Origin of the sequence: Streptomyces buecherae (assembly GCF_014295035.1) — a bacterium.
Taxonomy (GTDB): Bacteria; Actinomycetota; Actinomycetes; order Streptomycetales; family Streptomycetaceae; genus Streptomyces; species Streptomyces youssoufiensis.
This window is the reverse complement of record NZ_CP060404.1, coordinates 8,140,094-8,152,887: the sequence shown is the minus strand read 5'-3', so window position 1 is coordinate 8,152,887 and position 12,794 is coordinate 8,140,094. Positions and strand designations below refer to the sequence as shown.

9 protein-coding genes and 1 pseudogene are annotated in these 12,794 nt (G+C 74.4%); 5 read left to right on the top strand and 5 right to left on the bottom strand.

From position 1 onward, the window contains the following. Nucleotide 1 precedes the first annotated feature (1 nt). From H7H31_RS32315 to H7H31_RS32305, 3 genes are all read left to right on the top strand, one after another. Nucleotides 2-397 (top strand): TOBE domain-containing protein, encoded by a 396-nt coding sequence (locus H7H31_RS32315; RefSeq protein WP_176160163.1) that lies wholly within the window; start codon nt 2-4, stop codon nt 395-397. Between the two features lie 66 nt (nt 398-463). Next, nucleotides 464-1,246 (top strand): molybdate ABC transporter substrate-binding protein, encoded by a 783-nt coding sequence (gene modA, locus H7H31_RS32310; protein ID WP_187064462.1) that lies wholly within the window; start codon nt 464-466, stop codon nt 1,244-1,246. A gap of 139 nt (nt 1,247-1,385) precedes the next feature. After that, on the top strand, nt 1,386-3,551 hold the full coding sequence (locus H7H31_RS32305) for an ABC transporter permease (protein WP_372456082.1): 2,166 nt from the start codon (nt 1,386-1,388) through the stop codon (nt 3,549-3,551). Nucleotides 3,552-3,643: 92 nt separating this feature from the next. On the opposite strand, the gene H7H31_RS32300 is transcribed toward H7H31_RS32305, so the two are convergent. From H7H31_RS32300 to H7H31_RS34485, 4 genes and pseudogenes are all read right to left on the bottom strand, one after another. Then, a complete protein-coding gene (locus tag H7H31_RS32300; RefSeq protein ID WP_187064460.1) occupies nt 3,644-4,189 on the bottom strand; it encodes a hypothetical protein in 546 nt (181 codons plus the stop codon). 142 nt (nt 4,190-4,331) lie between these two features. Then, nucleotides 4,332-5,030, bottom strand: coding sequence for an endo alpha-1,4 polygalactosaminidase (locus H7H31_RS32295; RefSeq protein WP_308118062.1), 699 nt, complete (start codon nt 5,028-5,030; stop codon nt 4,332-4,334). A 670-nt stretch (nt 5,031-5,700) separates the two neighbouring features. After that, nucleotides 5,701-6,606, bottom strand: a complete 906-nt coding sequence (locus H7H31_RS32290) for an NAD-dependent epimerase/dehydratase family protein (protein ID WP_187064476.1) — start codon at nt 6,604-6,606, stop codon at nt 5,701-5,703. A gap of 8 nt (nt 6,607-6,614) precedes the next feature. Next, nucleotides 6,615-6,904 (bottom strand): annotated as a pseudogene (locus H7H31_RS34485) (nucleotidyltransferase family protein); the annotation flags it as partial. A gap of 168 nt (nt 6,905-7,072) precedes the next feature. Here H7H31_RS34485 and H7H31_RS32285 point away from each other — a divergent pair. After that, complete coding sequence (locus tag H7H31_RS32285) at nt 7,073-8,551, top strand: aminotransferase class I/II-fold pyridoxal phosphate-dependent enzyme (protein ID WP_187064459.1); 1,479 nt, start codon at nt 7,073-7,075, stop codon at nt 8,549-8,551. 38 nt (nt 8,552-8,589) lie between these two features. Here the strand turns inward: H7H31_RS32285 and H7H31_RS32280 are convergent, their stop codons facing one another. Next, nucleotides 8,590-9,990: an NADP-dependent succinic semialdehyde dehydrogenase gene (locus tag H7H31_RS32280; RefSeq protein WP_187064458.1), complete on the bottom strand. Its 1,401-nt coding sequence runs from the start codon at nt 9,988-9,990 to the stop codon at nt 8,590-8,592. Nucleotides 9,991-10,379: 389 nt separating this feature from the next. Between H7H31_RS32280 and H7H31_RS32275 the strand changes: the two genes are divergently transcribed. Further along, nucleotides 10,380-12,755, top strand: coding sequence for a phosphoketolase family protein (locus tag H7H31_RS32275; RefSeq protein WP_187064457.1), 2,376 nt, complete (start codon nt 10,380-10,382; stop codon nt 12,753-12,755). Nucleotides 12,756-12,794: the final 39 nt, after the last annotated feature.

The following is a 12,794-nucleotide window of genomic DNA, read 5'->3' as shown; positions in this document are numbered from 1 at the left end:
CATGCAGTCCTACAGCATCGGTCAGGCCGCGCGGTTGCTCGGCGTCAGTGCCGACACCGTGCGCCGGTGGGCCGACGCGGGTCGCGTCGAGACGCACCGCGACGAGGGTGGGCGGCGCCTGATCGACGGCCGGCACCTCGCGGCGTTCTCCGTGGAGTTGGCGCAGGCCGCCGACGGCGAGGAGGACGTGCCGTACACCTCGGCGCGCAACGCCTTCGCGGGCATCGTCACCGCCGTCAAGCTCGGTGACGTCGCGGCCCAGGTGGAGATCCAGGCCGGGCCGCATCGGCTCGTCTCGCTGCTCACCCGGGAGGCCGTGGAGGAGCTGGGCCTTGAGGTGGGCGTGCGCGCCACCGCGCGGGTGAAGTCCACCAACGTGCACATCGACCGGATCTGACCCGCCGTACCGCCGTGGTCCGGGCCCGCGCCGGCCCCCGCCCGGGATCTCTCCAAGGAGCCGTCCATGTCCCTCGCCCGCCCGCGCCGCCGGATCGCCGCCGCCGCGCTGTGCCTCGCCGCCCTGCTGACCGTGGCCGGGTGCGGCTCCGGCGACGAGTCCGCCGGTGGCGGTGGGGAGGGCCGGACCCAGTTGACCGTGTTGGCCGCGGCCTCGCTCACCGACGTGTTCGCCAAGGTCGGCGACGCGTACGAGAAGGAGCACCCGGACGTGCGGGTGCGGTTCTCCTTCGCCGGCTCGCAGGACCTGGCCGCGCAGGTGCGGCAGGGCGCCCCGGCCGACGCGCTGGTCACCGCGGACCTGCCGACGATGCGCGGTTTGCGGGGCGAGACCGGGCCGATGACGACCATCGCGAGGAACCGGCTGGTGATAGCGGTGGGCGAGGGCAACCCGCACCGCGTGCGCGGCCTGCGCGACCTCTCCGACGCGGACCTGAAGGTGGTCCTGGCGGCGCCCGAGGTGCCGGTGGGCCGCTACAGCCAGGCAGTCCTCGACGGGCAGCGCGTGAGCGTCAAGCCCGTGTCGCAGGAGCCGAGCGTGCGGGCCGTCCTCAGCAAGGTCACGCTCGGCGAGGCCGACGCGGGCATCGTCTACGTCACCGACGCGGCCACCGCCAAGGGCAGCGTCGACACCGTGACCATCCCCGACGCCCAGAACGCCATCGCCACCTACCCCGCCGCGCCCCTCACCTCCTCCCGGCACGACGCGCAGGCCACCTCGTTCGTCCGGTGGCTGACCTCGCCCACGGCGCAGAAGGTGCTCCGCGCGGCGGGGTTCCAGCGCCCCTGAGCCCTCCTGAACCCGTAAGGAACCGGCACGGATGAAACGCAGCGCGCGCGATGGGGGCGGCGACCCCGAACATCTTCCCCGGGCTGGGGCCGATCGGGGGCCGGAGCGGGCGAGGCCGGTTCGCGAGGGTCGGCGCCCGGTGCGCGGGCGGCGGGTCGCGCGGGCGGGCACGCCGCTGGCGCTCGCCCTGCCGGCCGCCCTCGCGGTCGCGTTCCTGCTGCTCCCGCTGGCCGGCATGGTGGCCCGCACCTCCTGGTCCGAGCTGGGAACGCACCTGGGCAGCGCGCCGGTCCGGGAGGCGCTGTGGCTGTCGCTGACCGTCTCGTTCTGGTCGCTGGGCATCTCCGTGGTGCTCGGCGTGCCGCTGGCCTGGGTGCTCGCCCGGGGTGCGCTGCCTGGCAAGACGCTGGTGCGCTCGCTGGTCCTGCTGCCGATGGTGCTGCCGCCGACGGTGGGCGGCGTGGCGCTGCTGCTGGGCTTCGGCCGCAAGGGGCTGCTGGGCGGGGTGTTGGAGGACTGGTTCGGTGTCACCCTGCCGTTCTCCACCGCGGGCGCGGTGGTCGCGGCGACGTTCGTGGCGATGCCGTTCCTGGTCATCAGCCTGGAGGGCACACTCGCCGGGTTGGACCGCCGGTACGAGGAGACGGCCGCCTCGCTCGGTGCCGGTCCGTGGCGGGTCTTCCGTACCGTCACGCTGCCGCTGGTGGCGCCGGGGTTGCTCGCGGGCGCCGCGCTGACCTGGGCCAGGGCGCTGGGCGAGTTCGGGGCCACCATCACCTTCGCCGGCAACCTGCCGGGGGTCACCCAGACGTTGCCGCTCCAGGTCTATCTGCTGTTGCAGGTCGATCCGGCGGCGGCCACCTCGGTGTCCCTGCTGCTGCTCGGCATCGCGATGGCCGTGCTGATCGCGCTGCGTGGCCGATGGGCCGGCGGCACCCGCGCGCCGGGCGGCGGCACCCGGCGCGAGGCCGCGCACGACGGCGACGGGCCGCCCGCACCGGGCCAACCGTCCGGGCGCCCGGACGACGCGCTGTTCGACGCTCCGGGCGTGGACACGGAGGGAGGCCCGGACGCGCAGGCGGGCCCGGACGGCGACGCCCCTGGTGGCAGCACTGCCGGCGACGGCCGGCGTGGCAGCGCTGAGGCGCCCGGTGCCGGGCGGGCCGGCTGGTCGCTGCGAGCCGAACTCACCGGCTTCAACGAGCTGACCCTCGACGCGCCACCGGGCACCACCATAGCCGTCGTCGGGCCCAACGGCGCCGGCAAGACCACGCTGCTGCGCGCCCTGCTCGGGCTCACCGACCGGTCGCGGGCCACGCTGCGGCTGGGCGACGCGGAGGTGGGCGACCTCCCGGCACACCGCAGGGGGGTGGCGTGGGTGCCCCAGGACGGCGCGCTGTTTCCGCACCTGACGGCGGTGCGCAACACCGCGTACGGGCTGCGGGCGCGCGGCGTCGGCGCGGCCGAGGCGCACCGCGTGGCGCGGGAGTGGCTGGAGCGGCTCGGGGTGGGGCACCTCGCGCAGCGCCGGCCCGGCCAGCTCTCCGGCGGGCAGGCGCAGCGCGTCGCACTGGCCCGGGCGCTGGCGGTACGACCACGTCTGCTGCTCCTCGACGAGCCGCTCGCGGCGCTCGACCAGACGACCCGCGCCCAGGTGCGCCACGCGCTGCGCCGGCATCTGGCCGCCTTCGACGGCGTCTGCCTGATCGTCACGCACGACCCGGTGGAGGCGGTCTCGCTCGCCGACCGGGTGCTGGTGCTGGAGCGGGGGCGGGTCGTGCAGTACGCGACGCCGACCGAGGTGACCCGCCACCCGAGGTCGCCCTGGGTGGCCCGCATGCTCGGCCGCAACGCCTGGCGGTGCACCGTCACCGCGGACGGTGGCCTCGCGCTGCCGGGCCCGGGGCGCCTGGTGGCCGCCGACCCGCCGCCCGCGCCGAGTGGCGGCGGAGCGCACCCGGTCACGGGCGAGGAAGCGGCCGGTGCCCCGCCGGCGGCCGGGGCGGCGGAGAAGGCGGGCGCGGAAGCCGTCGGGGAGGCGGGCGCGGCGCTGGCGATCTTCGGGCCCGAGGCGGTCTCGCTGCACCGGGAGCGGCCGAGCGGGAGCCCGCGCAACGTGTGGCCGGGCCGGGTGCGGGAGATCACGGCCGTGGGCAGCCGGTTGCGGGTGGTCCTCGGCTCGGCGCAGGTGCCCGACCTGGTGGCCGAGATCACCCCCGCGGCGGCGGTGGAGCTCGGCCTCGCGGAGGGCACCGCGGCGTGGGCCAGCGTCAAGGCCACGGAGGTCACCGTGGTGCGGCTCTAGGGACCGGGGTGGCGGGTCGCCGGGCCGCGGCCCGCCCGTTGGGCGTGCGCACGGGCCCCGGGGCCGTCGGCGGGCGGCCGGACGAGGGTTGGCTAGAACGGGTTGACGTTGACGCAGCCGCTGTCCACGCCGTTGAGCGCCCCGCAGTGCGGGCAGCGTACGGCGGTGACGGCCTGGTAGCGGAGGCCGTCGTACCACTCGTGCTCGCACCGGCCGCAGGCGACCTCCGCGATGAAGTTGTCGCTCTGGCCACGGGCCGCCAGGACGAGGCCCCGGAGCCCCGCGACGGCGACGACCGTGCCCGTGCAGTCGGCGGCCGACGCGTCCCGCTGCCACGGCCGCAGGGCCTCCAGGTACAGGCCCCCGGAGTCCCTGCCCCAGGTGCCGTCCGGGGTCCGCACGACGTAGCGCAGCAGCCGCTCCTCGACCGGCGGGAGGTCCAGCAGGTACCGCTTGGCCAGCTCCGCGTCGCCGCCACGGAAGACGATGTGCCGCTCCGTGCCCCGCCGGGAGCGGTCGTCGTCCGGCTCCAGGCCGGCCGCGGCGGCCCGGGCCCTGGCCGCCCGCACCGCGGCCCGCGTCACGTGGCTCAGCCGTGGCCCGTTGCCCGAGCGCCGCCGGCGTGTCAACCAACCCATGTACCCCGCCTCAGCCCGTGGTTGCCCGCACCCTGGCGATGCTAGGCCGGCGCGGCCTGGAGGGGTCCCGGGCTGGCGGCGCGATCAGGCCAGGCCGTGCGGCCGTGGCCGGGGCGCAGGTCGGGGTTCCGGGGCGCGGGGGTCAGCAGGCGTCGCGCCAGGGGTCGAGGTCCAGGCGCTTGCGCATCGAGCTGAGGCCGAGGTCCTTGGCGGTACGGCAGAACTTGTCGGTCGGCAGCGTGTACTCGACGTGGAAGACGGCCTTGTTCGCCTTGATGAACGGCGTGAGCTTGGCGCACTCGCCGAACTCGGCGCACTCCTCGTTGACCGCGAACTCGAAGTCGTCCACCAGCTCGGGGATCTGGTCGAGGTCGTTCTTCAGGCCCACGGCGAGGCCGCGCTCGTGGGCGAGCTTGGACAACCCGCGGTTGTAGGCGAGTTGGTCGGCGGCGGTGAGGGGGAAGCCGGTGCGGTTGCGGTAGCCGTCCATCAGGTCCGGCTCGACGGCGTCGAAGCCCTTCTCCACGCACATGTCCATCCGCTTGGCCATCAGCGGCAGCAGCGTGTCGCGCTGGCGGATGTCCAGCCAGCGCTCGCCCTCCCAGCCGTTGCCCTTGCCGCGTACGGCCTCGGGGAAGGCGTCGGCGTCCGGGCGCCAGTCCTCCCAGGCACCGGCGTTGATGTAGCAGATCACCTTGCGGCCGTCGGCGTGCAGGCCGGCCACGGTCTTCGCGGAGTTGTCGAAGCCGTCGATGTCGTAGACGGGCACGTCGAAGCTGGTGTCCACGCGGCCGTTGAGCTGCCACTGCCAGCCGGTGCCGGGACGCGGTTGCCACTTCACGGCGGCCCGCTCCCCCGGCTCGCGCGGGGCCTGCTCGCCGGAACTGGTCGGCGACGGCCTGGCCGCCTGGTCGTCGTTCGTGTCACCGTCCGTGTCATCGTTCGAGCATCCGACCAGCACCAGCAGTGCCGCGCCGGTCCATGCCGCGAGCGAGGTCCGCGCCGTCACCCGTCGTCTCCCCTGCCGTTGTCTCCACCAGACGGGGGACACCGCCACGGGTTGCTCCCCTCCCCCGGCACCGCACAGTGCGGCGCCGCCCCGCGATCATACGATGTACGGGCCACCTTTTTTTGCTCGTTATCGGGCACCACGTACACCAGGTGGCACATCCGCCGCGACGCGTGCCCGATCGTCCACGGGGACCCGGGCCCGCTGGTAGCTGGCCCAGTCGCCCGCGAAGGTGACCAGGACGTCGGTGAGTAGGGCTCGCGGCGACCGGCGCCCGTACGCGGTGTCCACGTAGCCGAGCAGGCGTACGCCGCTGCGCGCGGGTCCCGCGCCCCGGCGTGGGACGCGGGGTCGCGGCGGCGGCCCGGGCCGTCGGCCGCGTTGAGCACCACGGCGTGGAGCCGCCGCGCGCGCCCGTGGAGCGCCCGCCAGGCCGCCGGGTTCTCCGTGGGGTGGACGTACTGCGGCACGAGCAGGGGCCCCGGGGGTGGGAGCGCGGGGTTCATCGCGGTGCGTCGAGGGGCTGGCCGGTGGCGGCGGCCCACAGGTCGGCGAGCGACTGGTCGAAGGTGTGGCGGGGCTCCCAGTCCAGCGCCGCGGTGGTCGTGGTGATGTCGGCCCAGGCGCGGGAGGCGGCCGGCGAACGACCCGAGTCGGCGCCGCTCTCGTCGATGTGCCCGTGGAAGTCGGCCAGCCGCGCGAGCCCGGTGGCGACGGCCCGCACGGGGTGGGCGGTGCCGCTGCCGAGGTTGAGGACGGGCGGCAGTGGCGCGGGGGCGGTGGTGGCACGGCCGATGGCCCGGGCCACGTCGCGGACGTCGATGAAGTCGCGGTACGCGGAGAGGGCGCCCACCCGGATGGTGCCCTCGCGGTCGGCGTCGCGCAGCAGGGCGGCGAGCCGCCCGGGCAGGCTGCTGGTGGGCGAGCCGGGGCCGATCGGGTTGAAGACCCGCAGCACCACCGCGTCGAGCCCGGACGAGGTGACGGCGAGCGTGCCGGCGAGCTTGGTGGCCCCGTAGACGCCGAACGGGTAGGTGGGGCTGGACTCGGTGAGGGCGAGGTCGCCGCTGGAGGCGCCGTACTCGGCGGCGGAGCCGAGGTGGACGAGGCGGGCGCCGGGGGCGGCGTCGGCGAGCGCCGCGCACAGGGCGGCCGGACCACGGGCGTTGGTGCCGGCCAGGGCGAGCGAGCCGCCGCCAACCGCGCCCGCGCAGTTGACCACGGCGTCCACGCGCAGCGCGGCCAGGGTGTCGGTGAGTTGGTCCACGCCGATGGTGGCGAGGTCGATGTGGGCGTCGGCTGCGGGCGAGCGACCGCCGGTGAGCACCCGCGCGCCGGGCAGGGCGCGCAGGTGCCGGACGGTGTGTTCGCCGAGGAAACCGCCGGCTCCCAGGACGAGGATGCGCATCGGGTCGGTCACGCTCCCTTGATGAGGACGCCGCGGCGTTGGGTGAACTCGGCATTGGCGCGGTCGGTGGCGTCGGGTCGGCCGGTGTCGAGCCAGTAGCCGTCGAAATCGTAGGCGTGTGGTGGGGCGTCGGCCGCGAGCGGGTCGAGGACGAGTTGGTCGAAGCCGAGCGGCGGGCCCGGTGGGTAGGGGTTGAGGGTGTCGCGGGAGACACCGTAGACACCCGTGGAGACCCGGTAGTCGACGCGGGGCTCCTCGGTGAAGCCACCGCCACCCGGTCCGACTCGGTGGTCAGCACGGGCTCGGAGAGCGCACCGTAGCGGAGGAGAGAGACCCGCTCGCCTCCGGCGTCCCCTGGGGCGCGGAGATCACCTACGGAGATCACGTACGGGCCAGGCGCCGCGGCGGACGCCACGACCGGCCTACCGCGGTGATAGGTCGCGGACCCGCGGGGAACCCGTGGCGCATGGACCAAAGCCAAGCGCCGATCCTGCAAGCTCTCAGCCGCTACCAGTCCGACGGGGAACTCTCGTACACGCCCCCTGGCCACAAACAGGCGCGGGGCGCCGATCCACGGGTGCGGGCCGTGCTGGGGGACGCGGCCTTCGCCGCGGACGTGCTGGCCATCGGCGGTCTCGACGACCATCAGGAGTCGCGTCAGGTGCTGGTGCAGGCCGAGGAGTTGATGGCCGAGGCGGTGCACGCGCGGCTCACGTTCTTCTCCACCTGCGGCAGCTCGCTGTCCGTCAAGGCGGCCATGCTGTCGGTGGCCGGCCCCCAGCAGAAGCTGCTGGTCGGCCGGGACGCGCACAAGTCCGTCGTCGCGGGGTTGATCCTCTCCGGGGTGAGCCCGGTGTGGGTGGAGCCGCAGTGGGACGAGGAACGCCGGCTGGCGCACCCGCCGTCCCCGGAGGCGTTCGAGGCCGCGTTCGCCGCCCACCCCGAGGCGCGCGGCGCGCTGGTCACCAGCCCCACCCCGTACGGCGCGTGCGCGGACCTGGTCGGCATCGCCGAGGTGTGCCACCGGCGCGGCCGGCCGCTGATCGTGGACGAGGCGTGGGGCGCTCACCTGCCCTTCCACCCCGACCTGCCGACCTGGGCGATGGACGCCGGCGCGGACGTGTGCGTGACCAGCATCCACAAGATGGGCAGTGGCCTGGAACAGGGCTCGGTCTTCCACCTCGGCGGAGACCTGATCGACCCCGCGGTGCTCGCCTCCCGGGCCGACCTGTTGGGCACCACCAGCCCGTCCGTGCTGATCTACGCGGGCCTGGACGGCTGGCGCCGGCAGATGGTCGAACACGGCAAGCAGCTCATCGGCGACGCGCTCGACCTGGCCCAGGAGGTGCGGGCCGAGATCGAGACGCTGCCGGGGCTGCACGTGTGTGACCGCGCCGACTTCGTCGGACCCGGGCGTGCCGCGGACCTCGACCCGCTGCCGGTGGTGATCGACCTCGCGGAGACGGGCACCACCGGCTACCGGGCGGCGCGGTGGTTGCGGGAGCACCACCGGATCGACGTGCACCTCGTGGACCACCGGCGGATCAGCACGCAGCTCACCCACGCCGACTCGGCCGCGACGACCCGGCCGCTGGTGGCGGCGCTGCGCGACCTGGTGGCGCACGCGTCAGAGCTGCGGGACGCGCCACCGGTGGCCGTGCCCACGCCTGGGGAGTTGCGGCTTGAGCAGGTGTGCCTGCCGCGCGACGCGTACTTCGGCGCCACCGAGGACGTGCCGCCGTCCGCGGCGGCCGGGCGGATCGCGGCGGAGATGCTCACGCCCTACCCGCCGGGCATCCCGGCCGCGCTGCCGGGCGAGCGGCTCACCGAGCCGGTGCTGCGCTACCTGCACACCGGCGTGGACGCGGGGATGCGTGTCCCGGACGCCGCGGACGAGCGGCTGCGCACGGTGCGGGTGCTGGTGCGCCCGGCCCAGGCGGACTGAACCGGGCGGCCCGGGCGCGCCGCGCGCGCCCGGGCGGCTCACCCGTTCGGCGGGCCGTACCAGACGGTCGTGACGTTGCAGAACTCGCGGATGCCGTGGCCGGCCAGCTCGCGGCCGTAGCCGGAGCGCTTGACGCCGCCGAAGGGGAGCGCCGGGTGGGAGGCGGTCATGCCGTTGAAGAAGACGCCGCCGGCGGCCAGGTCGCGGATGAGCCGCTTCTGCTCGGCCTCGTCGCGCGTCCACGCGTTGGAGCTGAGCCCGAAGGAGGTGTCGTTGGCGAGGGCGATCGCCTCGTCCAGGTCGGCCACCCGGTACAGCGACGCGACCGGCCCGAACGCCTCCTCCCGGTGGATGCGCATGTCGGTGGTGAGGTGCGTGAGCACGGTCGGCTCGTAGAACCAGCCGGCCGGCTGGTCCGGCGGGCGGCGGGCGCCGCACAGGGCGTTCGCCCCGTGCCGCAGCGCGTCGTCGACCAGTTCCTCCAGGTCGGCGCGGCCCGCCTCGCTGGACAGCGGGCCGACGTCGGTGGCCTCGTCCGTCGGGTCCCCGACGCGCAGCGCCCGCATGCCCGCCACGAAGGCCTCGGTGAACGCGTCGTAGACCCGCTCGTGCACGATGAAGCGCTTGGCGGCGATGCACGACTGGCCCGCGTTCTGGGTCCGCGCGGTGACGGCCGTGCGCGCCGCGCGCTCCACGTCGGCCGACGGCAGCACCAGGTACGGGTCGCTGCCGCCCAGCTCCAGGACGGTCTTCTTGATCTCGTCGCCGGCGATGGCGGCCACCGACTGCCCGGCGGGCTCGCTGCCGGTCAGGGTCGCCGCCGCCACCCGCGGGTCGCGCAGGATGCCCTCGATGGCGCCCGAGCCCACCAGGAGTGTCTGGAAGACACCCGCGGGGAACCCCGCCCTGCGGAACAGCTCCTCCAGGTACAGCGCGGTCTGCGGGACGTTCGACGCGTGCTTGAGCAGGCCCACGTTGCCGGCCATCAGGGCGGGCGCGGCGAACCGCACGACCTGCCAGATCGGGAAGTTCCACGGCATGACGGCGAGCACCGGGCCGATCGGCCGGTAGCGCACGAAGGCGCGGACCGCGCCGGAGTCCGCGACGTCGTCGGGCGCGGGTTGCTCGTCGGCGAGCAGGTGCTCGGCGTGCCGGGCGTACCAGCGCATCGCCTTCACGCACTTGGCGGCCTCGGCCCGGGCGGCGCCCAGCGGCTTGCCCATCTCGGTGGTGACGGTGCGCGCGATCGTCTCCTGGTCGGCTTCCAACAGGTCGGCGGCCCGGTTCAGGAGTTCGGCGCGGTGGGCGAAGCTCGTCGTGCGGTAGTCGGCGAAGGCCGCCTCGGCCCGATCGAGCCGCTCCCGCACCGCTTCCTCGCTCAGTGCGTCGAAGGTCATCAGGGTCTCGCCGGTCGCCGGGTTCACGGTGGCGATGGGCATACGGTGCCTCCTTGGCTCGCGGTGCGCGGGGCCACGCCGTCTCCCCGCGCCGCGCCACGCGAGCACCCGGCGCGGCGCGCGGGCCGTGGCCCCGTCGTTCGACCATGCAGGCCCTGCGGGTACCCGCAAACGCGTCCCTCAGCCCCGCCTCCCCCGCCCCGGGGAAACCTCCCGCGACCGCCGGCACCCGCCAGGCCCGACGACCGGTTACGGTGCGCGGCCCGTCACCGACCGTAGGCGCCGGCCCGCGCTCCGCCGCTGGTCAGGAGCCCACCGATCGGGTGCCGGCGGCCTTCGCCGGCGGGGGCCTGGCTCGCGGGGTCGGCATACCGGAGCCAGGCTGGGTAGTCGGAGACCGTCGACGTCCCCGGACCAGAAAGGCCCGCTGCATGGCCACAGCCCCTCCCCAACCGTTGTCCGATCACGATCTCGCCACGGTGGACCGGTACTGGCGGGCCGCCAACTACCTGGCCGTCGGCCAGATCTACCTGCTGGCCAACCCGCTCCTCACCGAGCCGCTGAGCCCGGACCACATCAAGCCACGGCTGCTCGGCCACTGGGGTACGAGCCCGGGGCTCAACCTCGTGTACGCGCATCTGAACCGCGTCATCTCCGCCCGGGACCTGAACGCCATCCACATCACGGGCCCCGGGCACGGCGGCCCGGCCACGGTGGCCTGCTGCTGGCTGGACGGCAGCTACTCGGAGGTCTACCGGGACGTGCCGCGCGACGGGGCGGGCATGGCGCGTCTGTTCCGGCAGTTCTCCTTCCCCGGCGGCGTGCCCAGCCACGTGGCGCCCGAGACACCCGGCTCGATCCACGAGGGTGGCGAACTCGGCTACTCGCTCAGCCACGCCTACGGCGCCGCGTTCGACAACCCCGACCTGCTGGTCGCGGCCATCGTCGGCGACGGCGAGGCCGAGACCGGCCCGCTGGCCACCGGCTGGCACGGCAACAAGTTCCTCGACCCGATGCACGACGGCGCGGTGCTGCCCATCCTGCACCTCAACGGCTACAAGATCGCCAACCCGACGGTGCTGGCCCGAATGCCACAGCGGGAACTCGACGAACTCCTGCGCGGCTACGGGCACGACCCGCTCTACGTCAGCGGCGACGAGCCGCGGGACGTGCACCAACAGCTCGCCGCCGCGCTGGACACCGCCCTGGACCGCATCGCCGCCCACCAGCGGGAGGCCAGGTCACGTGGCTCGGCCGCCGCCACCCGGCCCCGCTGGCCGATGATCGTGCTGCGCACGCCCAAGGGTTGGACGGGCCCCAAGGAGGTGGACGGGCAGCCGGTCGAGAACACCTGGCGCTCCCACCAGGTCCCGCTGTCCGGGCTGCGCGAGAACCCGGAGCACCTGGAGCAGTTGGCCGCGTGGCTGCGCTCGTACCGCCCCGAAGAGCTCTTCGACGAGGACGGCCGGCCACGCCCCGAGGTGCTGGGCCACGTGCCGAGCGGCGACCGGCGCCTGGGCTCCAACCCGCACGCCAACGGCGGCCGGCTGCTGCGCTCGCTGCCGCTGCCCGACATCCGCCGCTACGCCGTCGAGGTCATCAAACCCGGCGCCACGCTCCACGAGCCGACCCGGGCCCTCGGCGCGCTGCTGCGGGACGTGCTGCGAGCCACCGACGAGCGGCGGGACTTCCGCGTCTTCGGGCCGGACGAGACGGCCTCCAACCGGCTCCAGGACGTGTACGAGGCCAGCGGGAAGGGGTGGCAGGAGGAGATCCTGCCGGTGGACGAGGACCTGGCCCGCGACGGGCGGGTCCTGGAGATGCTCTCGGAGCACAACTGCCAGGGTTGGCTGGAGGGGTACCTGCTGACCGGGCGGCACGGCCTCTTCTCGTCGTACGAGGCGTTCATCCACATCGTCACCTCGATGGCCAACCAGCACGCCAAGTGGCTGAAGGTGTCGCGCGAGCTGCCCTGGCGGATGCCGATCGCCTCCCTCAACTACCTGCTGACCTCGCACGTGTGGCGGCAGGACCACAACGGCTTCTCGCACCAGGACCCGGGCTTCATCGACCACATGGTCAACAAGGACCCGCACACCATCCGGGTCTACCTGCCGCCGGACACCAACTCGCTGCTGGCGGTGGCCCAGCAGACGCTGGACACCCGGGACCGGATCAACATCGTCGCGGCCGGCAAGCAGCCCTCGTTCGACTGGCTGCCCGTCGAGGACGCCATCCACCACGTCCACCGGGGTGTCAGCGTGTGGGACTGGGCGGGCACCGACACCGGACGGGAGCCGGACGTCGTGCTGGCCGCGGCCGGTGACGTGCCGACCATGGAGGTGATGGCCGCAGCGTCGCTGCTGCGGGCGTTCCTGCCCAAGCTGGCGGTGCGGGTGGTCAACGTCGTGGACCTGATGCGGCTGCTGCCGCCGCGCGACCATCCGAGCGGGCTGCCGGACAGCGCTTACGAGGCCGTGTTCACCACCGACAAGCCGGTGATCTTCGCCTACCACGGCTATCCGTGGCTGATCCACCGCATGACCTACCGCCGCGCCGGTCACGACAACCTCCACGTCCGCGGCTACAAGGAGGAGGGCACCACGACCACCCCGTTCGACATGGTCGTCCGCAACGACATGGACCGCTACCGGCTGGTCATGGACGTCATCGACCGTGTCCCGGGCCTCGCGCTGACGGCCATCGGGGTGCGCCAGCGCATGAACGACAAACGCACCGAACACCACGCGTACATCAGAGAGCACGGAGAGGATCTGCCCGAGGTGAGGAACTGGTCGTGGACGTGAACCAGGGAACATGCGCCCAGGAACCCGGCGAGGCCGAGC